Consider the following 25080-nt stretch of genomic DNA (forward strand, 5'->3'; position numbering starts at 1 on the left):
TTGCCTAGCATTGATGGTTGAAAGCTTACTGGGTTGTCCCTTATGGCTATCCAGCTATTGACCAAGGACTTATTAACCAAGCCTCCTGAATTAGCGTAGTTTTACTAGGTATAATGAACTATTGACCCATGAACTTTAAGCCTCAGAACTCAAGACTTAGGACTAATGACTGTAGACTTAGCATTATGGACTCCCAACTCCAATCTCTCAACTCAAAACTAACCCTGACTTGCCAGCAAATACAGCACGGCCATTCTTATCGCCACTCCGTTTTCTACCTGTTCTAAAATGATCGATTGTTTGCTGTCGGCCACGTCGCTTGTAATCTCAACGCCTCTGTTTATGGGGCCAGGGTGCATTACAATAATTTCTTTATCGAGGTTATCTAAGATTTGTTTATTTAAGCCGTACATCATGGCGTATTCCCTTAACGATGGGAAATATTTAATGTCCTGGCGCTCCAATTGAATGCGTAGCATATTGGCTACATCGCACCAGTTCAGGGCTTTAATTAAATTATGCTCAACTTTTACTCCAAGTTGATGGATGTGTTTTGGGATTAATGTTGTAGGGCCGCAAACCATTACCTCTGCACCTAAACGCTGCAGGCACAGAATGTTTGATATGGCCACACGAGAGTGCAGGATATCGCCCACAATGACCACTTTTTTGCCGGCTACATCGCCAAGTTTCTGACGGATAGAGAAAGCATCAAGTAAGGCTTGTGTTGGATGTTCGTGCGCACCATCTCCGGCATTTACAATCTGGGCCTTTACGTGTTTACTTAAAAACTGACCAGCACCAGCATAAGGATGACGCATCACCACCATATCAACTTTCATTGATAAGATGTTGTTTACGGTATCGATCAGGGTTTCGCCTTTACTCACTGATGAAGATGAAGCGGCAAAATTAACCACATCAGCCGAAAGTCTTTTTTCGGCAAGTTCGAATGAAAGTTTGGTGCGTGTAGAGTTTTCGAAAAAGATATTGGCAATCGTAATATCACGAAGCGAAGGAACCTTTTTTATCGGTCTGTTAATTACTTCCTTGAAATTATCTGCAGTTTCGAAAATCAATTCGATATCATTCCGGTTAATATCTTTAATGCCTAAAAGATGTCGGGTTGATAGTTTTTCTGCTGCCATTTTTATTTATTATTTTCGGATATTAAAATCACTTTATCTTCACTTCCTTCACTCGCCCAGGTTACTTTTACCTGTTGTGAGTTTAAGCTATCTACCTGATGCCCAATGTAATCGGGCTCGATAGGTAAATGTCTGCTAAACCTACGGTCTATTAAAACCAAAAGTTCCACTTTCTCCGGGCGGCCATATGCAAGCAAGGCATCAAGTGCAGCCCTAATGGTTCTGCCCGTCCAAAGTACATCATCAATTAAGATTACTTTTTTACCTTCAATGATAAAATCGATTGAGTTGCTGCTTGCGGTAACCAATCCGTCTTTACGGCGGAAATCATCTCTAAAGAAAGTAATATCAAGGTTTCCCTTTAAAATTTTCTTGTTTTTAAGGATAAGTTGAAGATCCTGATGAATGCGATCTGCCAAAAAAATACCCCTCGGCTGGATGCCAATTAAAACGGTATTCGCGAAATCGTCGTGGTTTTCAATTAATTGATGGCAGAGCCTCTTAATTGTAATCTGAATTTTTTGTCCGTCAAGAAGTGTTTTCTTTTGCATTGAAGAAGGATTGGGCAAATATATAAAAATGTTTTAAGGTTATAAAGTTGAAGGTTGATTGTTTTAGTATTTGAGTGTTAAAATGCTCTCTATCAAAATGTAAATACGTAAAATAAATTTTTAGGGAGTTGAAAAGACTAAAGTACAAGATTCATATTAGGGTTATAGTATGTCCTTTAAGCTCTAGTCTTTCTACATTAAGCTTATCTTTTGGAAAGCAAGTACAGTTTTCATCTTAATGTTAGTCCGGCTGTACACTGTAGTCCCCATTTTCAATCGGGAGCTGCCGTTTCCATCCGGTTTAGATGGCCACTTGTTGCAGCTGTTAAAGATTTAAAACCCACCGTTTCAACTATTCTGGTCCAGTTCAATCAATGCTAAAAGCTTATGGTTAATCAATTTGGTGATGCTGTTTTTTTGATCACCGATTAACTTTCCATCGACTTTGTTAACTGGAAAGGCATTTTTGGTAGAACTGCTGATAAAAGCTTCTTTGGCATGATACACCTCATCTAAGGTAAAATCCCTTTCCACAAATGTATAGTTGGGAATGTCTAAACCTAAAATTTTACTTCTTGTAATGCCTTTCAGAATTTCATGTTTAGCGGTAATGATTTCGTTCCCGGTAATGATGAAGAAGTTCGCCCTAGGGCATTCCCTTACCGTTTCGTTATTATGATAAAGCAGGTCGTCAGCATCGCTTTCACTAACAAACTTCTGTAAACGGATGGCCTGTAAGTAATCAATCGTTTTTACCTGCGGAATTTGCCGTTGATGGTTATAACTCACCAGGGCAAGTGCTTTGCTAGTTTCACTTTCAATAATATTTAATGGAGTTTGAATGATGATGAGGTTTGGTTTTACCATGGTGTAACCATCGTCGGAAAAACCACCGGTTAATATCATTTTGATTCCCGAATTTGGGATGTTGTTTTTTTCGATCAGTTTAAGGATAGCCTCATGAAGCTGCGTTCTGTCGAGTTCCACTTCCAGGTTCATTTCTTTGGCCGAGTGATAGAAACGGTTGAAATAATCCTGTATAAAAATGGGTTTGTTGTTGATTGTTTTTATAAAATCGAAAATTCCATAACCTCTTTGGATAGACAGGTCAGCTACTGAAATATTGGCTTCTTCCTTTAAAAACAGCTTATTGTTGATTGAAATATACATACTTATGAAGCTTGATTAACCAATAAGCTAATGTACAGGATTATCTTTTTATCGCCAATAAACCCATCAAATAAATAGGAATAATACATAAACCTGATTTTTATTGCTGCGGTAATGGCTAACTTTATTCTATGGACCAACCGGTAATTTTCTTTGATGGCGTTTGCAACTTATGTAATGCATCGGTGCAGTTTGTGATTGCGCACGACAGAAAAGATCAATTCAAGTTTACTGCACTGCAAGGTGATTACGCCAGAGAAGTGTTGCCTAAGTTTAATGCTGATTCAGAAAAGTTAAATACCATTTTATTGCTGAAGGACGGAAAAATCTATACTAAATCTTCAGCGGCATTACGTGTGGCCAGAAAACTTAATGGATTAATTCCGCTTCTTTATGCATTTCTCCTGGTTCCTAAATTTATCCGCGATTGGGTTTACGATATTATTGCCAAAAACCGTTACCAATGGTGGGGAAAGCAGGAGAGTTGTTGGGTGCCAACACCCGAATTGAAAAGTAAATTTATTGCTTAATTTTGTTGATCATTCTTTTTTCTACCCGGCGACCAAAGCCAAAGTGTTAAAACAATCAATGGTATGGTAATACTTAAGGCGATTACAATCATGATGGCTTTTTGCTTAACCATATCTGGCGCAGTAGAATTAAACACATAGACCGTTTCTTTAATGGCAAATAAGGTAATGATGGTAGAAAGGACAGCAAATAGTTTACGCATGATTTTGTTTTGAATGCAAAGATTGCATTTATTTTTAAAATTACACCTGTACTACATGGAAGTTGTTTTACTGGAGCCAAAGTTATATCAACGAGTTAGGTTTTGATCATTTAATTGAAGGTTGTGCATCGGCCGATCAATTGATTATTCTAAGTATCTTTTCGAATAAGTAATACCCATTAAATCATAGCGTTTAAACTGTATTTTTAGCCTTTTTTGAAAATCTGGGTAATTCCGTTTTTCTTTCGGGCTCCACAAAATTTCGCTTAAGGCATCTAACCTCGGAAAAAGCAAATATTGTACCTTGGCTGGATTGGTAATATACTCGCTCCATAAACAGCCCTGTCCGCCCCAAATGTATTTAGCCTGCTCAGTACTTAATTCAGCAGGTATGGGCTCATAATTGTAAACGTCAATTAAAGGTGAAAATTTATTGGCGGTTAAGCTGTCTTCTTTTACAAATTGAGCATGATTGAAATAAACTTTATCTTCAGGTGTCATAATGGCTTTGTGTTGTTGTTTGGCAGCTTCTACACCGCCTTTTTCGCCTTGCCAGCTCATTACAACTGCATTGGGGGCTAAACCACCTTGTAAAATTTCGTTCCAGCCAATAATGGTTTTGCCTTTGCTATTTACAAATTTTTCCATCCTGCGAATGAAATAACTTTGTAGCTCACTTTCATTTTTTAAACCATTGGCTTTCATCACCTGTTGCGAAACGGCAGATTGTTTCCACCATACTTTTGAGGCTTCATCACCACCAATATGGATGTATGGCGAAGGGAATAAGTCCATCACTTCGGCCAGTACATTTTCAAGGAATTTAAACGTTGTATCAGAAGCCTGGAGTACATTGTTGTATTTGTTCATCATGCCCCATGTTTGGGCAACTTCATATTTTTTACCGGGCTCGGTACCTAATTCTGGGTATGCAGCCAACAAGGCCATGCTATGGGCAGGCATTTCAATTTCTGGGATGATGGTGATGTAACGTTTAGCCGCATAATCAATTACATCTTTAATTTGTTCCTGTGTGTAATAACCACCATGACGAATACCATCGGTTTTAATCACAGCATCTTTTGGCGTAATTTTTACTGCTGCTGGTAATACCTGGTATTTTATATGTTCATTTCCTTGTCCGGGCCATAAACCAATAATACTGCCATTTCTCCAGGCACCAATTTCAGTAAGCTTAGGGTATTTTTTAATTTCAATCCGCCAGCCATGATCATCAGTTAAATGCCAATGAAAATAATTCATTTTATGAAACGCTAAATAATCGATGTATTGTTTTACAAAGGCTACATCGAAGAAATGGCGACTTACGTCGAGGTGCATGCCTCGATAATCGAAGCGGGGATAATCGAGAATGTTAACCGATGGGATTTGTATTGGAAACGATTTGGGTGAATAAGGTAGAAGTTGTATTAATGTTTGGATTCCGTAGAAAAGTCCATTTTCTGAACAGGCATAAACTATTGTTTGATTGTTGTTGCTTATAAGCTCATATTCGTTTAAGTTTTTTAATAGCCGACTAATTATTTCTAATTTGATGATGTTTTTTTTGCGCGTTGAGCTAGGGTTAATTCTAAGTTTTATTATTATAGTATTGTTGAATATAATTTTGTAGAAATAAAGCCGAATTTGATAAAGAATCATTTGCAATAATTTCTGTGTTTTGATCAATGATAAATTTTTCCTTGTTTTTTCCTGTTTTAATATTTACAGGTTGAGGAATAATATTAATTTCCTGTGCCGAAAGTTTGAAGGAAATGATCATTAGGAACAAAAAGGTAATTTTTCTCATGCTGGAAAGACTTGGTTACGCTTTTCAAAAGTAGTAATAATAGGAGGGATGCACAGAATAAGTATATAAGAATGGATTATTTTGTTACATAAACTCTATAGCAATCAGTGAGAAAGATGCTTCGTGCCTCAGCATGACAACAAACTCATATAGAAATCGTCATCTCGACTGAAGCGCAGTCCCGAACGTTCGGGAGAGAGATCTATCTAGATAGATCTCTCGACTTAGTTGTACTCCGCTCGAAATGACGGTAACTCGAGTGCAAAAAAAAAATCCCGATAACTTTCGCTATCGGGATTAATATGATCAGTTAAAAAGAACTAGCCTTTTTTAGCTTTGCTTTCTTCGCCTTCTAATTGCGATTTCAATTGAGCCAATACGTCTAAGTCTCCTAAAGTAGATTTCTCTACAGAATCTTTAACTTTTTTAACAGCAGTTACAGCAGCTTTAGCTTCTTTTTTCTTAGTTGCGCGTTCTTCAGCAACAGCTTCAGCTTTAACCTCTTCCCAGATACGGGCGTGAGATACTACAATGCGTTTTGCTTCTTTGTTGAATTCAATGATTTTGAAGTCATTGGTTTCTTCAGCTTTAACTGAAGTACCATCTTCTTTAACCATGTGTTTAGTTGGTACAAAACCTTCTACACCATATGGTAAAGCAATAACAGCACCTTTATCAGTTACTTTAACAACTGTACCCTGGTGAACCGAATCTAAAGTGAAGATCGTTTCGAAAGTATCCCAAGGGTTTTCTTCTAATTGTTTGTGACCTAAGCTTAATTTACGGTTATCAACATCAAGTTCTAAAACAACAACGTCTAATACATCACCAACTTTAGTGAATTCGTTAGGGTGGTTTACTTTTTTAGACCATGATAAATCAGAGATGTGGATTAAACCATCGATACCTTCTTCAATTTCAACAAAAACACCGAAGTTGGTCATGTTTTTAACAGTAGCTGTATGCTTGCTTCCAACTGGGAATTTAGCAGCAACTTCTTGCCAAGGATCGTTAGATAATTGTTTAATACCTAAGCTCATTTTGCGCTCGTCTCTGTCTAAAGTTAAAACTTCAGCTTCGATCTCATCACCAACTTTTAAGAATTCCTGTGGATTTCTTAAGTTTTGTGACCAGCTCATTTCAGAAACGTGGATTAAACCTTCAACACCTGGGATGATTTCTAAGAAAGCACCGTAATCTGCAACAGTTACGATTTTTCCTTTTACTTTAGAACCAACTTGAATGTCGGTGCTTAAGTTCTCCCAAGGGTGTGGAGTTAATTGTTTTAAGCCTAAAGCGATACGTTTTTTCTCATCATCGAAATCTAAAACAACCACGTTGATTTTTTCATCTAATGATAATACTTCTTTTGGATGCTCTATGCGGCCCCAAGAAATATCAGTAATGTGAAGTAGACCGTCAACACCACCTAAATCGATGAACACACCGAAATCAGTAATGTTTTTAACAGTACCTTCTAATACCTGACCTTTTTCTAATTTAGAAACGATCTCTACTTTTTGGCTTTCTAAATCGTCTTCGATTAACACTTTATGAGAAACAACTACGTTTTTAAACTCATGGTTAATTTTAACAACTTTAAATTCCATTGTTTTACCCACGTATACATCGTAATCGCGGATAGGTTTAATATCAATTTGAGATCCTGGTAAGAAAGCTTCAACGCCCATGATATCAACAATTAAACCACCTTTAGTACGGCTCTTAACGAAACCGTTGATGATTCTATCATTTTCAAGAGCCTCGTTAATTGCTTCCCATGATCTTTGGGTTTTTGCTCTTTTGCGAGAAAGGATCAATTGACCGTTAGCATCTTCTGGTGCTTCAACGAAAACGTCAACTGAATCGCCGATTTTAAGATCTGGTGTATCACGAAATTCTGAAGTCGAAACTAAACCGTCTGATTTGAAACCTACGTTTAATACTACATCTTTGTTGTTGATTGAAACAACGATACCGCTGATAATTTCACCTTTAGTGATCTGATTGAATGTTCCAGCATACATATCTTCAAACTTTTTACGGTCTGCATCATTGTAATTACCGAAAACTTTTTCATCTGCATCCCAATCGAAATCTTCCGATGGTGTAGCCAATGATGATTTGATCGATTCGATCGAAACTGAATCAGCTTCTGATTCAATAGTTTCTTTTTCAGTCAGGCGTCCGCCTTCTCCCTGAAGTTCAGCTGTTTTAGCTGCTAATTCTTTTTCTGCTACTTGTTTTTTAGCCATTAATTAATTATCTCCTTTTTTCCCTATTTAGGGACTGCAAAGGTAAAAATTTTTTAATTAATAGAAAAGATTTTTTTAATAAATGTTGCTGATTTTTAGCGTATTAAGAATCCGGCTGTGCGTCATGCTGAATTTATTTCAGCATCTATCAGGCTAAATTTAGAAATAACGTGGTTTTGAAGGGTTAATTATTTGAAAATGAGCACTCCGTATTTCATCGGAACAGCAGCCCCGCTATTGCTTATAGTCCTCACTACGCTCCGGGCTATTCCGCTCTATCAGGTTTAAAAACAATAGACTGTGCACCTTCACCAAACGTTCCTACGGAACGAAACACAAATAACAAATGTTATTTGCTACCTGGCAAGCGTCCCGCTGGGACGTTGTATACTAAAGTTGTAGGTCTTATTTATGGCAAGCATCCTGGTGGAACGATTTATAGGGTTTGCTAAAAGCCAACGTCCCATCGGGCTATTCCGCTCTATCAGGTTTAAAAACAATAGACTGTGTACCTTCACCAAACGTTCCTATGGAACGAAACACAAATAACAAATGTTATTTGCTACCTGGCAAGCGTCCCGCTGGGACGTTGTATACTAAAGTTTTAGGTCTTATTTATGGCAAGCATCCTGGTGGAACGATTTATAGGGTTTGCTAAAAGCCAACGTCCCATCGGGCTATTCCGCTCTATCACGTTTAAAAACAATAGACTGTGCACCCTCACCAAACGTTCCTATGGAACGAAACACAAATAACAAATGTTATTTGCTACCTGGCAAGCGTCCCGTTGGGACGTTGTATGCTAAAGTTGTAGGTCTTATTTATGGCAAGCATCCTGGTGGAACGATTTATAGGGTTTGCTAAAAGCCAACGTCCCATCGGGACGATTCCTGGGTAGTTTGATGTGATTTTGGGAATTCTATTTTTTCGTAAAAGTTCCTCTCGTAAAACCCTCGCCAATTAATGTTTTATCATCTCTGATTAATAGCATAATCGTGTTTTGTTGATCGTAAAGTTTGATCATGTCCCCCTCAATAACGTATTTCGAGGTAAAGATAGAATCAGTATAGGCATCGGTAACGGTCACCGAATCTTTCGATTTAAAAGTAAAGGTTTTATACTGTATATCTTCATTGCTTGCAAAGGTGCCTGTTACCACTTTTGCCTGTATAAAAGTAATATAGCAGAAATACCCGATTACCAGGATTACAATTACCGAAAAACCGATCAAAAATTTATTACCACTGGCATATTTAATCGAAAAGTATAATATGGTAATGAGTATTAAGGCCACAACAACAAAAAAGATGATGTTAGTATAATCTTTGTTTTCTTGAGGTACCGATGCAGCAACGGTTGTTTTTTCTGCTGCAGCTTTTACAGGAGAAACCCTCACCAAAAATTCTTTGCTCACCCATCCTTCACCATTAGTAACCTTAATTTTGTAGAAGCTTGTGTTTGATGAATCAATAACAGCCACATTTTCATTTTTAGGCAGGTATCCAACAATTTTGCTTTTTGGATCAGGTTGTTGCCTAACCCGTAAATCGTCAGTAGTTACCCGATACATGTCGGGGCTTGTTGCCGTTTGAGGGGCGGCATCGGGTTGTGCAGCATTTGCCTGAGCAGTTGATGGTTTAGGTGCTGCTGCAATTTTTTCGATGAAATCTTTGCTTACCCAGCCTTCGCGGTTTTTAAAATTTACTTTGTAAAACCGGGCATTGCTTGCATCTAAAACTGTAATATTTTGATTTTGAGCAATATTTCCAATCACCTTACTTTTCGGATCGCTGCTTTCCCTTACACGCAATTTGTCGGCCTTAACACGATACAATTCTTGTGCATTTAAACGGTTAGCAAAAATAGAAAGAGCGATGAGGAGGAAGAAAATTCTAGTCATAAGTATTGGATTCTGCGAAACAGTTTTATAGGTAATTGCAAACACGCTATAAGCAAACACCGTGCTAAGTGTTTCAAAATTAGAAAATACTTTTAATAGGCGGGGATAAGATTGAAAAAAGGTATAGTTTCATTCCTTAAAAATCTTTCAGGAGGTTAAAGCATTTTATAAAACAGGTAAGCCAAACTACCAGCTTCCACCGGTACCGCCACCGCTGCTACTGCCACCGCCCCAGCTACTGCCTGATGACGAAGACGATGAGCTGCTGCCGGATGAAGAGGAACTTGATGACGAACTCGATTCGACGAGCATGGCAAGCGTTATCCAATTTATAAATTCTGTTTTTTTACAAAAGCTACATTCGTTTATCAGCTTCGCCTGGCCTTCATGGCTGTAAGTAGCCTGTTTAACCGTTACACGTTTATTCAGTTTGTAAGTTCTAAAAGCGCATTCAGGGCATTCGGTATAACTATTGTATTCTTCCGCAGGCCATGCCTTAATCATATGTTCTTTATGGTCGGCACTTTCCCAGATATCATAATCGTACGCTAAAACAACTTCTTCTTTACGCTGTCCCGCGGTTAAAAATGGTTCCCCTTCTATATTGATATCCCGATCAACCCGAATCATTGGCTTGTTTTTACTATCTAAAATAGGTTTAAAACGATCAATTGTTTTAACACGTTTGATGAGGTGGAGTATAATTGCAATTAAAATTATAGGAGAGAAAAGTATTAACCACCAGTTCTTTTTGTGGAAAGCCACAACAGCATCAAAGAAGTTTTTATCATCCTGGTGTGCTTTTCTTAATGCCGACAAATAGAAGAGATACCGAAAGAAAAGCGCTATGGCCAGTATCGTAAAAAGAAAGTAAGGAATGTGCGCTAATTTTATCTTTTCGAACAGCTCAAAAGCATCGGTAAAAACAAAGATAAAAATAGAAACAAATATAATAAAGAAAGCCACCCCACAGCCTTTAGCGATAGTCGCATCATAACTATTTTTGTTCTTGTCAAAGCCTTTTAGATCTAAACCATTTTTGGCTTGCCTGTTCACAATTTTGAACACCCCCCAAAATGCCAGTAGGATAATTCCCGTAGGAAGCCAAAAATTTTCGAGTGAACTGTTGCTTTCGTGTTGGGTAAAAAACTGATTGAGTTCTGATTGATGTTCAGGGTTTAAAATAATTACACCAATGGCATTAATGGTATTCGCTATCCCAGTGCTGAAATCATTCTGCCTGAAAGCTGGGAGGAGATTCTGCTCGGCAATATGTTTAAGCTTTACATCTGGCAATACACCTTCAATTCCCGTTCCGGTAATGAACCGGTACTTTCGCCGATCTTTTGAGATAAATAACAATAAACCATTATTGCTGGTTTTTGAACCAATTCCCCAGGTGTTAAAAAGCTCAAATGCAAAATCGAAATCTTCTTTATCGTGATCGAAATCGTTAACAATCACCACTGCCACCTGAACATTCGTTTCACGTTCAAACCGTGCAATGGTGTTATTTAAATCCGAAACCGCACTGCTCCCCAAAATGCTGTCAGGATCACTTACATAACCTCCGCCATTGCTTTTGGGGTCTGGTATGTCTTTTACTTGGTAAGCAGTTTGCCCAAAAGTAATATGGGCAACTAAAAGAAATAAGATTATGGCAAGGGGTTTAAACAAATGGGTGTTGAGCATCGATTAAATTTAGGTGTAAGGTTTACATCATCATTCAACAGTACAGGTATGGTTTACTCTTTTAATATTTTAGCCAATACCTTATCCAGTTTTGCCTTATCTTTCCTATACGCTTCCAAATCGTAAAGTTGCACCGTTTTAAATTCTATTGGGTGGCTTTCGCTTTGTAGTGAAATATAACCTGATGTTAATGCTTTGCCGTCTATTTTAACTTTTGGATCGAAATTCGAAACGCTACCACCACCAATTTGAGGTTTAGTATATTCTAACACCACTTCGCCGGCAATAATATGTTTGATAACCGAATCGCCCAATACTAAAAATTCTGCCGTTACCCATTGGTCGCCAGCATAAGTTTTCGATTTAGAATCTAAACAGTGTGGTGTAAACAATTTGCCATTGTAGTTAATTAATGTACCCGGCGTACATACGTTACTGGTGTGGCGTTCGTGTTCTCCATCACCACCCAAAATCTGCCCTTCGATAGAAATTGGAAAGTCCTGATCTTTCAACATTGTTGCCGGATCCTGGCAATGCAACATGGCACCACTGTTTCTGGTGGCCCAGCCTTCTCCACCTTTAGCCTGATCGCCAACAAAGCGGTAAGTTACTTTTAAGAGATAAGCTGAAAACGGTTTTTTATAGAAAATGTGTCCATATTGTTGGTCAAACTCCTTGTATCCATCATAACTCACCTTCATTACGCCATTTTCTACGCGGAAAGTATTGGCATAATTTTCTTTGTATTCGTGTTTGGCAATTTTAATGTTCCAGTCTTTTAAATCTTTCCCGTTAAATAGATTGATCCAGCCTTTTTGAGCATTGGCATTTAAGGTAAAGAGTGATAAAAATAATACTGCAAGATAAATTGATCTTAATTTCATGGTTAACATTTGGGTTAGGTGTTAAAAGTATGAAATTTTTTTTGAAGTCAATGGTGGTAGATGGTTTTGGGGAGGGGGGCTTTACGGGGTCGATGGTTTGATAGCTCATGGTTGATAGACTGGAGCCGATCAGTTTGGAGTTGAGCGTTTGGGGTTTGGAGTCAATTAACCGATTTAAATAATTCCTCCCTCGGTGTGTCACCCTGAGGGTTAATTTATTTGTAAAAATCAATATAAATGACATGAGATTTTAAGGAGATAAATATCCTCAGATTATCGTCATTGCGAGAAGGCTTTTTCAGCCGACGAAGCAATAGGATTACTAGCAGGAAAGATTGCTTCGTCGTTCCTCCTCGCAATGACGACCCTTCTATAGGAATCTGTCAATGGTAGCGGAGTCGAAGGGTTGGTCTTGGATAGTTGATCATGTGGTGGTCCGTTTCGGACGACAATTAACCAATTTAAACAATTAACCGATTAGCCAAAATTTCTTAAGCTTGCTTCACCACTCGCAGTAACCAGTATGGCAATTAACCATCAACTATTAACCAATGAACCAATGACTAATGAACCAACAAACTAATGAGCCAAAAATGGTTGCACCCTCTCTAAGGCAAAAGCCAGTTGTTCTTCCTGGGTAAGGTCGGTGTTATCTAGAATAATGGCATCATCAGCTCTAACCAATGGACTTTCCTTTCTGGTGGTATCGGCGTAGTCGCGGTGTGCAAGGTTTTCAAAAACTTCTTCTAAAGTAGTTTCGTTATTGCCTTTGCTCTCCAGCTCCTTAAATCTGCGTTCAGCTCTGATTTTTGGGTCGGCTGTCATAAAAAACTTCACAGGAGCATCAGGGAAAACGGTAGTGCCAATATCACGGCCATCCATTACAATATTTTTAGATTTACCCATGCGTTGCTGTTGTTTCACCATTTCATGGCGAACAATTTTATGTGCTGAAACCTCACTTACATTTTCAGAAACAGGCATTAAACGGATTTCATCTGAAACTTCTTCACCATTAAGGGTGATATGGGATTCGTAATCGCGGGAGTGAAAATTGAGTTCGATATGTTGTAGTGCATCAACAACTTTAGTATCATCTGCACTATCGATGTTATTTCTTAAGAAGTAGAGTGTAACGGCACGATACATCGCTCCGCTGTCTACATAAATGAAACCTAATTTTTTAGCCAATGCTTTCGCTAATGTACTTTTCCCGCAAGATGAATAGCCATCTATCGCTATTACCAGGTTTTTCTTCATCGTAGCACAAAGGTAAAAAATAGAAACAGAATGCTGAATTTTTTCCGGGTATAAAGATAGATTCTAAACAAGATACTGCTAAAACATTGATTTGCTGGATGTGTTTAACTATAAAAACAAATTAATTTATGTTACTATCTGAAAGAATGTTGGCGGCGCTGAATAACCAGGTTAAATTGGAAGCCGAATCATCACAAGTTTACCTGGGCATTGCCTCATGGCTAGAAACCCAGCCCGGTTTAGAAGGTTATACTGAGTTTTTTTACCGCCAGAGTGACGAAGAACGCCACCACATGCTTAAGCTGATCCATTACATTAACGACCGCGATGGACATGCAATAATAACGGCTTTAGATATGCCAAAAAATTCTTTCACACAGGTAATAGAAGTGTTCCAGGATTTTTTGGATAATGAGTTATTGGTGTCGAAAAGCATTAACGATTTGGTAGAACTTTCGCTGAATGAGAAAGATTATCTCACGTTTAAATTTTTGCAATGGTATTTAGATGAACAACTGGAAGAAGAAAAAATGGCGAAAACCATGTTAGAGAAACTTCAATTGGTTGGTAGTGATAGGGGAGGAATTTACCAGTTAGATAAGGACATTGTGGGTTTACGCAGCAAGGTAAGCGAATCGAAAGAGGGAGAATAAACTGTTTTAATTAACTTCCAAATTATTACTTTTGCGGCATGTTGCCTACAAGAGAAGAAATTTTACGATCAGTTAGCTTTAAAACTTCCAGAAGTGGAGGCAAAGGTGGGCAAAATGTAAATAAAGTTTCGAGTAAGGTAGAATTGATTTTCGACCTGGAAACAGCTTTTTATTTGGATGAAGATGAAAAAATACTTTTAAGATCTAGACTAGAAAACCGTTTGGACACTGAAGGTTTATTGCATATCGTTTCGCAAGAGGATAGGAGCCAGCTGCTGAATAAAGAGAAAACGGTAGCCAAGTTGATTGAATTATTAAAGCGATCGCTTCAGGTTCAGAAGAAAAGAAAAGCAACCAAAATCCCTAAAGCAGTTATTCAGAAAAGATTAAAAAATAAAGCTGTAAATGCAGGTAAAAAAGAAAACCGTAGAAAGCCACCGATTGATTAAAGTTTACGGTCTGATTTCTATTTTAGTTCCAATATTTACAGCATAAAACAATTCGTCTACTTCGTTATTAGTTAGCGCCATGCAACCATTTGTCCAATCGAAAAGTCGTTGAAATTTGCCAATAAAACCTAACTTATTTCGAATTCCATGTATTTTAATGTCGCCACCAGGTAATTTGCCCAGTGTTTTAGCTTTGGCGCTATCTTCTTTATTTGGATAAGATACTCCAAGATTTTTATGGTAACCGCTATTTGGGTTTTTTGCATTGATGAAATAAACCCCTTCTAGTGTTTTCTCATCACCTTCAAATTCCTTGTGGCCAACCGGGCTGTCGCCCAACGAAATCTGATAAGTTTTAATCAATTTTTGCTTTGAATAGGCCAGTAATTGCCGATTTGATTTTTTAACAATGATATAATCGATTTCGGTATTTGATGGAAGTTTTTGTTCGGGATATAAATTGTAAATAGCCGCACCTAGTATGAATAACAAAAATGTACAGAGAATCACTTTTTTCATATTCTGTAATTATTGATTAACGAGTTAACCAATCAAACAATTAACCTCCATCAGTTTACAATTGGCAATTTTCAGCTAACAGTTACCTATTCAATTAACCTTTAGTAGTTTACAATTGGCAATTTTCAGTTAACTGTTACTTATTCAATGGACCAGTTTAACAATTAACCTTTAGTAGTTTACAATTAGCTTTTCACAATTAACCAATTGAAACAGTTAACCAATTAACCTAATTCTTTCCAAATCGATAATACAAACTCAAACCACCATAATTCTGTGCCTTGGCCACACTTTTTACCTCTTTGGTTTTAAAAATCACATTAAAATCTGCTGTAAATCTTTTTGAGCTATAATTCACACCAAACTGCTGTTCAAAAACAATCGGTTTTACACCAAAAGTTAACGGACTATTATCGTTAAATAAACTTCCTTGTATGGTGGCATCGTAAGCAACAACGTTTAATTGTGGTTTTACATAAAAGAAAAACTCCGAATTGTTTAAGCTTTTTGTTTTCGAATTTCCGATCACTGCATTGTGGTAAGCACTGTTGAACAATTGATTTAATTTACCGGCTCTAAAAAGCACCGATGCACCCAAACCCGAAAAAGTTGTTCCTAAGTTGGCATAACCCTGAGCACTGATATCCACAATAGGATCTTCAGGTCTAAAAAGTAGTTTGCTATAATTTGCCGCAAGGTTTAAAGCCAGTTCATTTTTAATCTGGTAATCCCACCCTGCAGGGGTATAAAAGCCTACGGTTTTGTGTAGAAAACGCTGTGCAGTTTGAGCAAGTGAGTTAGGGCCAACCGTTCCCAGTTCTACACTGGTTTTTAAAACACTCTCATTTTTATAGAAAACAGTGTATGCACCACCTGCATAAAGATAACCTGCAAAAGGCCTGTCCTGATCTTCTTTATTTGGTACCTGACCCCAGTAAGGCGTATACATTTTTTGTCCGGCAGAAATTTCGTAGGTCTTTTTCTCTATTTTATCCGATAGTTTTTCGGTATTAATGGCATGGCGGAAGTAGATAAATAATCCGTTAGTATAATATCGATCGTTTAATGTGGCCAAATAAGCATCGTTTTCGGTTTTGAAACCGAATTCGTTTTTAAAAGATTGAGCAAAACTGGTTGAAACAACCAAACAAAAAACTATAGTGAATAAAAATGATCTCATAAAAAAGCCCGGGCAATTTACCCGGGCTATAAAAGTATTTATTGTAAATGGATTTTTGATCGTTAATCCAAAAGAATTAGCAATTAGTTTACAATCGGAGCAATTTTAACGCTTAAATCTAAAGGTTTTTTTACCTTATTTTTAGTTAAGGCCAATTCAATTACTTCACTCATTTCGGTAACATAATGAAACGTTAAATCCTTGATGTAACTTTCTTTAATCTCTAAAATATCTTTACGGTTGCTTTTGCAAAGGATAATTTCTTTAATGTTTGCCCTTTTTGCTGCAAGAATTTTTTCTTTAATGCCACCAACAGGAAGTACTTTTCCACGCAAGGTAATCTCACCTGTCATGGCTAAATGCTGTTTTACTTTACGTTGTGTAAATGCCGACGTTAAGGCGGTAAGCATCGTTACCCCGGCAGAAGGTCCATCTTTTGGCGTAGCACCGGCAGGCACGTGAACGTGAACATCCCAGTTGTCAAATAAAGTATAGTCTATATCAAATTCGGCTGCATGGGCGCGTAAATAGGCTAGTGCAATAACCGCCGATTCTTTCATCACATCACCCAGGTTCCCCGTTAAAGTGAGTTTGCCTTTCCCCGGGCTTAAGCTCGATTCGATAAATAAAATATCACCTCCAACACTCGTCCAGGCCAAACCTGTTACTACTCCAGCCACTTCATTGCCTTCGTACAAGTCTTTATCATAAATCGGGGCACCTAAAATACGCTCTATATCTTCGTTGCTTAAAGTTGAATCGTAGGTTTCTTCCATCGCAATTTTTGTGGCCACACCACGCACTAAAGAACCTATTTTTTTCTCCAAACCACGCACACCCGATTCTCTGGTGTAATCCTCAATCACTTTTTCGATCAGTGGCGTTTTTAGGTTAATATCCTTAGTTTGTAAACCATGGTTTTCTTTCTGTTTAGGCAACAGATATTTTTTAGCAATTTCTATTTTCTCTTCAATGGTATATCCGTTTACTTCAATAATCTCCATACGATCTAACAAAGCAGGTTGTATAGTGCTTAAAGAGTTTGCTGTTGCAATAAAAAGGATGTTTGATAAATCGTAGTCCATTTCTACATAATGATCGTAGAAGGCGCTGTTTTGCTCAGGATCTAATACTTCAAGCAAAGCTGATGATGGATCGCCACGATGGTCGGTTCCTACTTTATCAATCTCATCCAAAACAAAAACAGGATTATCTGCTCCAGCTTTTTTAATAGACGAAATGATACGCCCTGGCATCGCACCGATGTAAGTTTTACGGTGGCCACGAATTTCTGCTTCATCGCGGATACCGCCTAAAGCCATACGTACATACTTACGACCTAATGCTTTTGCAATCGATTTTCCTAAAGATGTTTTACCAACTCCCGGAGGGCCAACCAAACATAAAATCGGCGCTTTCATATTGCGCTTTAATTTTAATACTGCTAAGTATTCTATAATACGTTGCTTAACTTTTTCTAAACCAAAGTGATCTTTATCTAAGATACGTTGTGCTCTTTTTAGGTCGAAATTATCTTTCGTAAACTCGCTCCAGGGTAAATCTAAAAGAAGTTCCAAATAATTTAACTGAACAGAGTAATCAGGAGCGGCAGGGTTCATTCTACCCAACTTATCTAATTCCTTATCAAAATGTTCAGCAACTGGTTTTGCCCATTTTTTCTTTTTGGCCTTTTCTTGTAAAGCATCAAACTCCAGATCGGCAGAATTGCCTCCCAGTTCTTCCTGAATGGTTTTTAGCTGTTGATTTAAAAAATAATCGCGTTGCTGTTTATCTAAATCGGTACGCACTTTTGATTGGATCTGATTTCTCAGCTCCAGCATCTGCAATTCAACCATTAAAAGTTCCATTACCTTTTGCGCTCTTTCCTGCAATTTATCCATTTCAAGGATTTTTTGCTTATCGGCCATTTCGGCATTCATATTTGATGAAATGAAATTGATCAAAAATGAATTGCTCTCAATGTTTTTAAGTGCAATACTGGCTTCGCTCGGAATATTTGGCGAAAGCTGGATAATCTGTGCAGACATCTCGCGGATAGAAGCGATTAATGTTTTAAACTCTTTATCTGCCTTGTGCTTTTGTTCTTCGAATTTTTTAACAACTGCTTTAATATAAGGTTCGTTTTGCACCTCTTCAATTAAGCTGAAACGTTGTTTGCCCTGGATGATTACGGTGGTATTTCCATCAGGCATTTGCAACAGTTTAATGATGTTTGCAACCGTACCAACCGTGTTAAGTTGCTCAAAAGTAGGATCTTCAATGGAAACGTCTTTTTGAGAAACCACCCCAATAATCTTATTTCCTTTGTAAGCTTCCTTAATTAATTTAATCGATTTGTCTCTTCCAACCGTAATCGGAATAACTACTCCTGGAAATAAAACTGTGTTTCGCAAAGGCAATATCGCCAACGTTTCGGGCGTTTCCTCATTGTTCATTTCCTCTTCGTCTTGTTGAGACATTAAGGGAAAAAATTCGGTATCCTCATTTATGATTGGCATTGCTGTATGGAAATCAAATATATCTTGTTTACTCATTATCACATTTTCCGCTAACGACAAACTGGCAGTTTAATCGTATTCACTTTGTTTAATTTTGGTATTAAGTTAATAAATTCAACTCTTGTGCCAAAGTGAAAATAATATTAATCTTATGTTAAAAAGGCAGAGTAATATAAATATTTTCGCCAATATCATATAAAGCATATTTTAGCGTTTAAGCTAATGTTTAGGGCATTTGGTTTTGAATGAAAGAAAATTAAAAACTTTTAAATTATCAGAATAGGATTATATTGCAAAAAATTTCTCCTATAAATTTGGTTAGGCGTTAGATTTGTTAAACTTATTACTCATACATGAACTATTTTAAAAAGGCGATTTTAGGATTAATTATTTTTACATCAACTAGTAGTTTCGCACAAAGCAGTTACGAAAGAAGCATGCAGGCTATGATGAAAGGTGATTATAAAACTGCCGCCATACAATTAGAAAAAGCTGATACTAAAACGCCTGATAATGCAAATGTGCTCCAGATGCTTGGATATTCTTATTTCCAGAATCGCGAATACGAGAAATGTATTGCCACTTACAGCCGGTTATTAAACATCAAACCTACAGAGGTTTCTGCTTATTATTATCGTGGTATAGCAAGGTTAAAAATTGCTAACGACCCTAAAGAATCGTTAAATACTATGCGCGAAAACTTTTATTTGGCATCTCTCAAAGATTTTACAAAAGCCATTGAAATTAATGGTGATGAAGATGCGCAGATGTTTCAGAACCGTGGTTTAGCTTACAAAGATTATGCAATTTTCAGATCTTTTAAAGCCAAGAAAAAAGAAGAAAAAGCAGCTTGTGTTGCTTTGTTTAATAACTCTATTGCTGATTTTCAGAAGGTATTAACCTTACAGCCATTAAGAAAAGATATTATCGATTGGGTAACCTACGATAAGGCGCAGATTGCAAGCCTAAAATAAATACAACCTTTAAAGAAAAATGGGACTCGAAAATATTCAAGTCCCATTTTTTTTATTTCAGTTTTCCAATAACTGAATACTTCTTTTCCTTTAGCAATCTGATTTTCTGTTGCTTTTTGATCATGTAAAGGCTATCTGGGGAGTAGGTTAAAGTATCCTGAGATTGGTATAGGATATTTTTATTATCGATAATGATCTCTATTTTGCCTGCTTTCTGGCCTTTCCAGGTTATAGAAATCTTCTTAATAGGGATTTTTTTACTATCGGAAGTATAAATATCTACGCCATTTTGTTCTCTTACTTTAAAGCTTCCCTTCCAGGAGGTTTTATTAATGTCGGCATTAACGAAAATAGCTAATTCTTTTGCCCAGTCAGTAATTTTAGCTGTTTTGTTTTCGGCTGCTCCATTCACACTTACGGTTTTATTTACAATAGGGTTTAGCCTTTGTAAGCGCGAAATTTCTTTTCCAAAATATCCTTTTATATCGAAATACAGTAAATCAGTATTTGCTTCAGCTTCTTTTCGCTGGTTGCAGGAAAACAATGCCAAAGCAAATACCAGGATATAAAGTTTTTTAATCATTATACTAAAACATTTCCTGTCATTTCTTCTGGAATAGCCACACCTAATATTTTTAAAATAGTAGGGGCAATGTCGCCTAATTTGCCATTTGCAATGGTTTTATAATCCTTATCGATTAAAATACAAGGAACCAGGTTGGTTGTATGCGCAGTATTGGCAGATCCATCACCATTTACCATAAATTCGGAGTTTCCATGATCGGCCAAAAGAATAAACGAATAACCATGCTCCAGTCCTTTGTTTACCACAGTTTCTGCACATTTATCTGCTGTTTCTACGGCTTTTACCACAGCATTAAAAACGCCTGTGTGGCCAACCATATCTGGATTAGCAAAGTTTAAGCAAATAAAATCGGCCCATCCTGTTTCCATTTCTTTGGTAATCGCATCAGTAATTCCTGCGGCACTCATTTCAGGTTGAAGATCGTAGGTGGCTACTTTCGGTGAAGGAATTAAAAGGCGTTTTTCGTTTGGAAATTCAGCTTCCCTTCCGCCAGAGAAGAAGAAGGTTACATGAGGGTATTTTTCGGTTTCAGCAATACGGATCTGGTTTTTATTGTTATTGGCCAATACCTCACCAAGGGTTTGGGTTAAATCATCTTTAGTGAAAATTACATTTACCTTTTCAAAGCTCTCATCGTAGGTAGTCATGGTAACATAATACAACGGCAGTTTATGCATCTGCTGTTCCGGGAAATCTTTTTGCGTTAATGCAGCAGTGATTTCACGACCTCTATCAGTACGGAAATTGAAACAGATGACCACATCATCATTTTGAATGGTAGCAACCGGAGCACCATTAGCCTGTGTTAATACAATTGGTTTTAAAAACTCATCGGTAACGCCATCAGCATACGATTTTTTGATAGCAGCTAAAGCATCCTGGGTTTTTTCGCCAATGCCATTTACCATTACATCATAAGCTTGTTTAACGCGCTCCCAACGATTATCGCGGTCCATTGCATAATAACGGCCAATCATGGTAGCCAATTTAGCATTGGTATTTTGGATATGGTTTTCCAGATCAGTAATAAAGCCCAGACCAGAGTTTGGGTCAGTATCGCGGCCATCTAAAAAGGCATGAACAAAAGTATTTGGCACATTAGCTTCATTTGCGGCATCGCATAAAGCTTTTAAATGTTCGATATGGGCATGTACACCACCGTTTGATACCAGACCGATGAAGTGAACCGCTTTATTGTTCTGCTTAGCATAATCGAATGCACTCACCAAAACCGGATTGCTGTGCAATTCTCTATCGGTAATCGATTTGTTGATTCGTCCAAGCTCCTGGTAAACTACCCGACCTGCACCTAAGTTCATGTGCCCAACTTCTGAGTTTCCCATCTGCCCGGCTGGTAAACCTACTGCTTCACCAGATGCTTCAAGCTTAGAATTTGGATATTTCTGTAGTAAAGAATCGAAAAAAGGAGTATTGGCGGCATATGCAGCATCAGAATTATCTTGTTTTCCGTAGCCCCAACCATCTAGAATTATAAGTGCGAGTTTTTTATCGTTTACCATTTTTATTGTAAAATTTATTGATCCACATTAAAACATTTTCATGTATAACATGTTTTAATGTTTTGTTTATATGGCAAATATAACTTTATTGAAGCTTATACAAATGAAGAAATCCTTTTTTTGATACGCTAATGGCATAATTTTAGCTATAGGGTTCTGTATAAAATACAGAAATGATCCGGAGCTTATTTTTACTCATTATTAGTTTATCATCATTATATCACCCTACAGCTCTTCAGGCAGATATTATTGATGATTTATCCTCGTATTTTAAGGCAGGCAATTCAAAAGAAATTGCTAAAAGTTTCGCCTCAACCATCGAACTTATTATTGTTGATGAAGAAGATGTATACTCAAAAGCACAAGGTGAACAGATTTTAAGAGATTTTTTTGTTAAACATCCTCCGGTAAAAACAAGTATTTTCCATAAAATTAATACCAATCCAAATTATCGTTTTGGTGTAATTATTTTAAGTACTGCCAAAGAGACCTTCAGGATTTCTATCACCATGAAAAAATTCAATACCAGCTTTTCGATTACCGAATTAAGGATTGAGCCTGCTAAGGATTAATTGGACATTACGAAGTTTTGCCACCGCTATGCCTGCACCAACTTTGTAAGTCGCGGAGGTTAGGAACTTCTGAAGTTAACAAATCACTTTATCCCTTCAGTAAATTGTCTGCTAACAAATAATTCTTATTTTTGCGGCATAAAATCTACATTTTGGATATTCAACTTATACATCAGTTCATAAAAAATGCCCTTACCGAAGATGTTGGTGATGGCGATCACACCTCACTTTCAACAATTCCTTTAGGAACGCAGGGAAAAGCAAAGCTGATTATCAAAGAGAATGGTGTTTTGGCTGGAATTGAACTGGCCCTTGAGATTTTTAAGGAGGTTGATGCCGGACTGAAAGTTGATGTATTGTTGCTGGATGGTGCCGAAGTAAAAGTTAGTGATATTGCCTTAACCGTTTCTGGAAGTACACATGCTATTTTAATTGCCGAACGTTTGGTTTTAAATTGCATGCAGCGCATGAGTGGTATTGCTACTAAAACCCATCGGATAGTTTCTTTATTGAAAACAACTAAAACCAAAATTTTAGATACCCGTAAAACCACTCCAGGACTTCGCTATTTAGAAAAATGGGCAGTAAGGATCGGAGGAGGTGTAAATCACCGCATTGGTTTATATGATATGATCTTAATTAAAGACAATCATGTAGATTATGCAGGAGGGATTTCAAACGCCATTACGGCTGCTAAAAAATATTTAACAGATCAAAATAAATCACTTCAGATCGAAATTGAAGTCCGGAATTTGGAAGAGTTATCTCAAGTTTTGGCCATTGGTGGTGTAGACCGTATCATGCTTGATAATTTCAGTTTCGAAAACTTAAGGGCAGCGGTTAAATTAATCGACAGTAAATTTATTACAGAAGCTTCTGGAGGAATTACTGAAGAGAACGTTGCAGAATATGCAGCTTGTGGAGTAGATTTTATTTCGATGGGGGCACTTACACACTCTGTGAAAAGCCTGGATATGAGTTTAAAAGCATACTAAAGTGATTTGCTATAAAATTAAAAGCTTATTTTTTGTATCATTGTAGGCTATGGTTACGGTTTATTCTCTCAGCGCGTTATTAATTGCCTATCTTTTTGGATCTATACCAACAGCTGTATGGCTTGGTCAGGCCTTCTATGGCGTTGATGTAAGAGAATACGGGAGTGGCAATGCTGGTGCTACCAATACTTTTAGGGTATTAGGAAAAAAAGCGGGAATTGCAGTAATGATCATTGATATTGCAAAAGGATATACGGCAACCAATCTGGCTTATCTGATCGGCATGTCGGTAACCGGGCCACAAAATTCTGTTGTTTTTGTTAATTATCAACTCGCACTCGGTGTAACCGCAGTAATGGGACATTTATTTCCCGTTTTTGCCGGTTTTAGGGGGGGGAAAGGTGTTGCTACACTTTTTGGAATGATTTTGGCAGTTAACTTCGAAGCATCTATGCTTTGTGTTCTGGTTTTTGTGGTTGTATTGCTGTTAACTAAATATGTTTCATTAAGTTCCATTTGCGCAGGGTTTACGTTTCCGCTCAGTGTGGTCTTCTTGTTTCAGGTTTCCATCAAATCTGAAGTGCTTTATGGCATGGTGGTTTGCATTTTAATCTTAGTTACGCATCAAAAAAACCTCGAAAGATTGCTGAAAGGCAAAGAATCTAAAGTGTATTTGTTTAGGAAGAAAACTAATTAATTAACAAAACACGTTTCATTAAAACTTATTAATAGGCTTACTGTTTAATCAACGGTTTTGCTTACCAGTATTTACTAATCATTTAAAATCGCAATTATGAAAAAGTTATTTTTAACAGCAAGTGTTGCTGGGATATTACTATTTAACTCCTGTTCTACAGTTCCCTTAACAGGTCGTAGCCGATTTGATTTAGTGAGTAATGAGCAGGTTTTGCCAATGGCATTTCAAGCTTACAGTACCTTTTTAACGGAGAATAAAACTACGGTTTTACCAGCGTCGAATGCGCAGGCTTTAAAAGTTAAAACCGTTGGTAGTAGATTAATTACCGCTGTAAAATCATATATGAACAGCAATAACTATGGTAATCTAATTGCAGATTACCAGTGGGAAGTTAATGTGGTGCAGAACAATGAGAAAAATGCCTGGTGTATGCCAGGGGGAAAGATTGTGGTTTATACGGGTATTTTGCCTGTTACCCAGGATGATGCAGGTTTAGCTACCGTAATGGGCCATGAGATTGCCCACGCTATTGCTGGCCACTCTGCAGAACGGATGTCGCAAGAAATGGTTGCCCAGGGTATTGGTGCCGCTGCGGGTGTTGCATTATCTAAAAACCCAAAAACACAATCTATTTTTAATACCCTTTATGGTGTTGGTACACCAGTGGCAATGTTAAAATTCAGTCGCAATCAAGAATTAGAGGCCGACCGTTTGGGGTTGATTTTTATGGCTATGGCTGGATACAATCCACAAAATGCTACCAGTTTCTGGAACAGAATGTCGGCGGCATCTGCAGGCGCACAAAAACCTGCTGAGTTTTTAAGCACCCACCCGAGTGATGCTACCCGTATTGCACAGATTCAAAAATATTTACCTGAGGCGCAGCAGTATTATAAGAAGAAATAAGGTTGAAGCTAGAAGGTAGAAAGGTGGAAGGTTTTGCATGATGCAGAGACCTTTCACTTTTTCTTTATTCGTCACCCTGAATTTATTTCAGGGTCTTTCCAATCTCT

At 37.5% G+C, this 25080-nt stretch carries 24 protein-coding genes and 1 pseudogene; 8 read left to right on the forward strand and 17 right to left on the reverse strand.

Going from position 1 to position 25080, the window contains the following annotated elements; genetic code table 11:
• Nucleotides 1-218 precede the first annotated feature (218 nt).
• From QF042_RS08045 to QF042_RS08055, 3 genes are all read right to left on the reverse strand, one after another.
• Nucleotides 219-1148 carry an aspartate carbamoyltransferase catalytic subunit gene (locus QF042_RS08045; RefSeq protein WP_057933671.1) on the reverse strand — a complete coding sequence of 310 codons (930 nt, stop codon included), beginning with the start codon at nt 1146-1148 and terminating at the stop codon, nt 219-221.
• 2 nt (nt 1149-1150) lie between these two features.
• Nucleotides 1151-1699 (reverse strand): bifunctional pyr operon transcriptional regulator/uracil phosphoribosyltransferase PyrR, encoded by a 549-nt coding sequence (pyrR, locus tag QF042_RS08050; protein ID WP_138817984.1) that lies wholly within the window; start codon nt 1697-1699, stop codon nt 1151-1153.
• Nucleotides 1700-2047: 348 nt separating this feature from the next.
• Nucleotides 2048-2869, reverse strand: coding sequence for an aminotransferase class IV (locus QF042_RS08055; RefSeq protein ID WP_307527053.1), 822 nt, complete (start codon nt 2867-2869; stop codon nt 2048-2050).
• A 131-nt stretch (nt 2870-3000) separates the two neighbouring features.
• Here QF042_RS08055 and QF042_RS08060 point away from each other — a divergent pair, with 131 nt between their 5' ends.
• Nucleotides 3001-3399 carry a thiol-disulfide oxidoreductase DCC family protein gene (locus QF042_RS08060; protein WP_307527055.1) on the forward strand — a complete coding sequence of 133 codons (399 nt, stop codon included), beginning with the start codon at nt 3001-3003 and terminating at the stop codon, nt 3397-3399.
• Here QF042_RS08060 and QF042_RS08065 read toward each other — a convergent pair.
• From QF042_RS08065 to cmk, 9 genes and pseudogenes are all read right to left on the reverse strand, one after another.
• Nucleotides 3396-3602, reverse strand: a complete 207-nt coding sequence (locus tag QF042_RS08065) for a hypothetical protein (protein ID WP_307527058.1) — start codon at nt 3600-3602, stop codon at nt 3396-3398. The genes QF042_RS08060 and QF042_RS08065 overlap by 4 nt on opposite strands.
• Nucleotides 3603-3746: 144 nt before the next feature.
• Nucleotides 3747-4943 carry a beta-N-acetylhexosaminidase gene (locus QF042_RS08070; RefSeq protein ID WP_307533266.1) on the reverse strand — a complete coding sequence of 399 codons (1197 nt, stop codon included), beginning with the start codon at nt 4941-4943 and terminating at the stop codon, nt 3747-3749.
• A gap of 81 nt (nt 4944-5024) precedes the next feature.
• Nucleotides 5025-5264 (reverse strand): annotated as a pseudogene (locus QF042_RS08075) (glycoside hydrolase family 20 zincin-like fold domain-containing protein); the annotation flags it as partial.
• Nucleotides 5194-5412, reverse strand: coding sequence for a hypothetical protein (locus QF042_RS08080; RefSeq protein WP_307533340.1), 219 nt, complete (start codon nt 5410-5412; stop codon nt 5194-5196). The gene QF042_RS08080 and the pseudogene QF042_RS08075, both read right to left, overlap by 71 nt.
• A 320-nt stretch (nt 5413-5732) precedes the next feature.
• A complete protein-coding gene (gene rpsA / locus QF042_RS08085; RefSeq protein WP_116253315.1) occupies nt 5733-7667 on the reverse strand; it encodes a 30S ribosomal protein S1 in 1935 nt (644 codons plus the stop codon).
• Between the two features lie 919 nt (nt 7668-8586).
• Complete coding sequence (locus tag QF042_RS08090) at nt 8587-9567, reverse strand: SH3 domain-containing protein (protein WP_307527061.1); 981 nt, start codon at nt 9565-9567, stop codon at nt 8587-8589.
• Between the two features lie 186 nt (nt 9568-9753).
• Nucleotides 9754-11259, reverse strand: coding sequence for a YgcG family protein (locus tag QF042_RS08095; RefSeq protein WP_307527063.1), 1506 nt, complete (start codon nt 11257-11259; stop codon nt 9754-9756).
• 53 nt (nt 11260-11312) lie between these two features.
• Nucleotides 11313-12143, reverse strand: a complete 831-nt coding sequence (locus QF042_RS08100) for a DUF1080 domain-containing protein (protein ID WP_307527065.1) — start codon at nt 12141-12143, stop codon at nt 11313-11315.
• Nucleotides 12144-12722: 579 nt separating this feature from the next.
• Entirely contained in the window at nt 12723-13403 is a 681-nt protein-coding gene (gene cmk / locus QF042_RS08105; protein WP_307527067.1) for a (d)CMP kinase, read from the reverse strand.
• Between the two features lie 128 nt (nt 13404-13531).
• On the opposite strand from cmk, the gene QF042_RS08110 reads away from it, so the two are divergent.
• Nucleotides 13532-14056, forward strand: a complete 525-nt coding sequence (locus QF042_RS08110) for a ferritin (RefSeq protein WP_307527069.1) — start codon at nt 13532-13534, stop codon at nt 14054-14056.
• 38 nt (nt 14057-14094) lie between these two features.
• Nucleotides 14095-14505, forward strand: a complete 411-nt coding sequence (gene arfB, locus QF042_RS08115) for an alternative ribosome rescue aminoacyl-tRNA hydrolase ArfB (RefSeq protein ID WP_307527071.1) — start codon at nt 14095-14097, stop codon at nt 14503-14505.
• Between the two features lie 3 nt (nt 14506-14508).
• Here arfB and QF042_RS08120 read toward each other — a convergent pair whose 3' ends face one another.
• The 3 genes from QF042_RS08120 to lon all read right to left on the reverse strand — a co-directional run bounded on the left by QF042_RS08120 (nt 14509) and on the right by lon (nt 18759).
• Nucleotides 14509-15024, reverse strand: a complete 516-nt coding sequence (locus QF042_RS08120; RefSeq protein WP_307527074.1) for a murein L,D-transpeptidase family protein — start codon at nt 15022-15024, stop codon at nt 14509-14511.
• 229 nt (nt 15025-15253) lie between these two features.
• The gene (locus QF042_RS08125; protein WP_307527076.1) at nt 15254-16204 is read right to left on the reverse strand and encodes a lipid A deacylase LpxR family protein; all 951 of its coding nucleotides are present in this window, start codon (nt 16202-16204) and stop codon (nt 15254-15256) included.
• An 83-nt stretch (nt 16205-16287) separates the two neighbouring features.
• A complete protein-coding gene (gene lon, locus QF042_RS08130) occupies nt 16288-18759 on the reverse strand; it encodes an endopeptidase La (RefSeq protein ID WP_307527078.1) in 2472 nt (823 codons plus the stop codon).
• A 317-nt stretch (nt 18760-19076) separates the two neighbouring features.
• On the opposite strand from lon, the gene QF042_RS08135 reads away from it, so the two are divergent.
• Nucleotides 19077-19697 (forward strand): tetratricopeptide repeat protein, encoded by a 621-nt coding sequence (locus tag QF042_RS08135; protein WP_307527080.1) that lies wholly within the window; start codon nt 19077-19079, stop codon nt 19695-19697.
• A gap of 52 nt (nt 19698-19749) precedes the next feature.
• On the opposite strand, the gene QF042_RS08140 is transcribed toward QF042_RS08135, so the two are convergent.
• Entirely contained in the window at nt 19750-20280 is a 531-nt protein-coding gene (locus QF042_RS08140; protein ID WP_307527082.1) for a hypothetical protein, read from the reverse strand.
• Complete coding sequence (gene gpmI / locus QF042_RS08145; protein ID WP_307527084.1) at nt 20280-21803, reverse strand: 2,3-bisphosphoglycerate-independent phosphoglycerate mutase; 1524 nt, start codon at nt 21801-21803, stop codon at nt 20280-20282. Before gpmI ends, QF042_RS08140 begins: the two co-directional genes overlap by 1 nt.
• 173 nt (nt 21804-21976) lie before the next feature.
• Between gpmI and QF042_RS08150 the strand changes: the two genes are divergently transcribed.
• The 4 genes from QF042_RS08150 to QF042_RS08165 all read left to right on the forward strand — a co-directional run bounded on the left by QF042_RS08150 (nt 21977) and on the right by QF042_RS08165 (nt 24973).
• Nucleotides 21977-22375: a DUF4783 domain-containing protein gene (locus tag QF042_RS08150; RefSeq protein ID WP_307527086.1), complete on the forward strand. Its 399-nt coding sequence runs from the start codon at nt 21977-21979 to the stop codon at nt 22373-22375.
• Nucleotides 22376-22527: 152 nt separating this feature from the next.
• Nucleotides 22528-23370 (forward strand): carboxylating nicotinate-nucleotide diphosphorylase, encoded by an 843-nt coding sequence (gene nadC, locus QF042_RS08155; RefSeq protein WP_307527088.1) that lies wholly within the window; start codon nt 22528-22530, stop codon nt 23368-23370.
• A gap of 49 nt (nt 23371-23419) precedes the next feature.
• A complete protein-coding gene (gene plsY, locus QF042_RS08160) occupies nt 23420-24067 on the forward strand; it encodes a glycerol-3-phosphate 1-O-acyltransferase PlsY (protein WP_029279402.1) in 648 nt (215 codons plus the stop codon).
• A gap of 96 nt (nt 24068-24163) precedes the next feature.
• Nucleotides 24164-24973 (forward strand): M48 family metallopeptidase, encoded by an 810-nt coding sequence (locus tag QF042_RS08165; RefSeq protein ID WP_307527091.1) that lies wholly within the window; start codon nt 24164-24166, stop codon nt 24971-24973.
• The last annotated feature ends 107 nt before the right edge of the window (nt 24974-25080 follow it).

The organism is Pedobacter sp. W3I1 (assembly GCF_030816015.1).
Lineage (GTDB): Bacteria > Bacteroidota > Bacteroidia > Sphingobacteriales > Sphingobacteriaceae > Pedobacter.

Excerpts from the sequence above, each read along its gene's own strand:
- QF042_RS08045 (WP_057933671.1), bottom strand. The coding sequence starts at position 1,148 with ATGGCAGCAGAAAAACTATCAACCCGACATCTTTTAGGCATTAAAGAT.
- pyrR (WP_138817984.1), bottom strand. The coding sequence starts at position 1,699 with ATGCAAAAGAAAACACTTCTTGACGGACAAAAAATTCAGATTACAATT.
- QF042_RS08055 (WP_307527053.1), bottom strand. The coding sequence starts at position 2,869 with ATGTATATTTCAATCAACAATAAGCTGTTTTTAAAGGAAGAAGCCAAT.
- QF042_RS08060 (WP_307527055.1), top strand. The coding sequence starts at position 3,001 with ATGGACCAACCGGTAATTTTCTTTGATGGCGTTTGCAACTTATGTAAT.
- QF042_RS08065 (WP_307527058.1), bottom strand. The coding sequence starts at position 3,602 with ATGCGTAAACTATTTGCTGTCCTTTCTACCATCATTACCTTATTTGCC.
- QF042_RS08070 (WP_307533266.1), bottom strand. The coding sequence starts at position 4,943 with ATGCACCTCGACGTAAGTCGCCATTTCTTCGATGTAGCCTTTGTAAAA.
- QF042_RS08080 (WP_307533340.1), bottom strand. The coding sequence starts at position 5,412 with ATGAGAAAAATTACCTTTTTGTTCCTAATGATCATTTCCTTCAAACTT.
- rpsA (WP_116253315.1), bottom strand. The coding sequence starts at position 7,667 with ATGGCTAAAAAACAAGTAGCAGAAAAAGAATTAGCAGCTAAAACAGCT.
- QF042_RS08090 (WP_307527061.1), bottom strand. The coding sequence starts at position 9,567 with ATGACTAGAATTTTCTTCCTCCTCATCGCTCTTTCTATTTTTGCTAAC.
- QF042_RS08095 (WP_307527063.1), bottom strand. The coding sequence starts at position 11,259 with ATGCTCAACACCCATTTGTTTAAACCCCTTGCCATAATCTTATTTCTT.
- QF042_RS08100 (WP_307527065.1), bottom strand. The coding sequence starts at position 12,143 with ATGAAATTAAGATCAATTTATCTTGCAGTATTATTTTTATCACTCTTT.
- cmk (WP_307527067.1), bottom strand. The coding sequence starts at position 13,403 with ATGAAGAAAAACCTGGTAATAGCGATAGATGGCTATTCATCTTGCGGG.
- QF042_RS08110 (WP_307527069.1), top strand. The coding sequence starts at position 13,532 with ATGTTACTATCTGAAAGAATGTTGGCGGCGCTGAATAACCAGGTTAAA.
- arfB (WP_307527071.1), top strand. The coding sequence starts at position 14,095 with ATGTTGCCTACAAGAGAAGAAATTTTACGATCAGTTAGCTTTAAAACT.
- QF042_RS08120 (WP_307527074.1), bottom strand. The coding sequence starts at position 15,024 with ATGAAAAAAGTGATTCTCTGTACATTTTTGTTATTCATACTAGGTGCG.
- QF042_RS08125 (WP_307527076.1), bottom strand. The coding sequence starts at position 16,204 with ATGAGATCATTTTTATTCACTATAGTTTTTTGTTTGGTTGTTTCAACC.
- lon (WP_307527078.1), bottom strand. The coding sequence starts at position 18,759 with ATGAGTAAACAAGATATATTTGATTTCCATACAGCAATGCCAATCATA.
- QF042_RS08135 (WP_307527080.1), top strand. The coding sequence starts at position 19,077 with ATGAACTATTTTAAAAAGGCGATTTTAGGATTAATTATTTTTACATCA.
- QF042_RS08140 (WP_307527082.1), bottom strand. The coding sequence starts at position 20,280 with ATGATTAAAAAACTTTATATCCTGGTATTTGCTTTGGCATTGTTTTCC.
- gpmI (WP_307527084.1), bottom strand. The coding sequence starts at position 21,803 with ATGGTAAACGATAAAAAACTCGCACTTATAATTCTAGATGGTTGGGGC.
- QF042_RS08150 (WP_307527086.1), top strand. The coding sequence starts at position 21,977 with ATGATCCGGAGCTTATTTTTACTCATTATTAGTTTATCATCATTATAT.
- plsY (WP_029279402.1), top strand. The coding sequence starts at position 23,420 with ATGGTTACGGTTTATTCTCTCAGCGCGTTATTAATTGCCTATCTTTTT.
- QF042_RS08165 (WP_307527091.1), top strand. The coding sequence starts at position 24,164 with ATGAAAAAGTTATTTTTAACAGCAAGTGTTGCTGGGATATTACTATTT.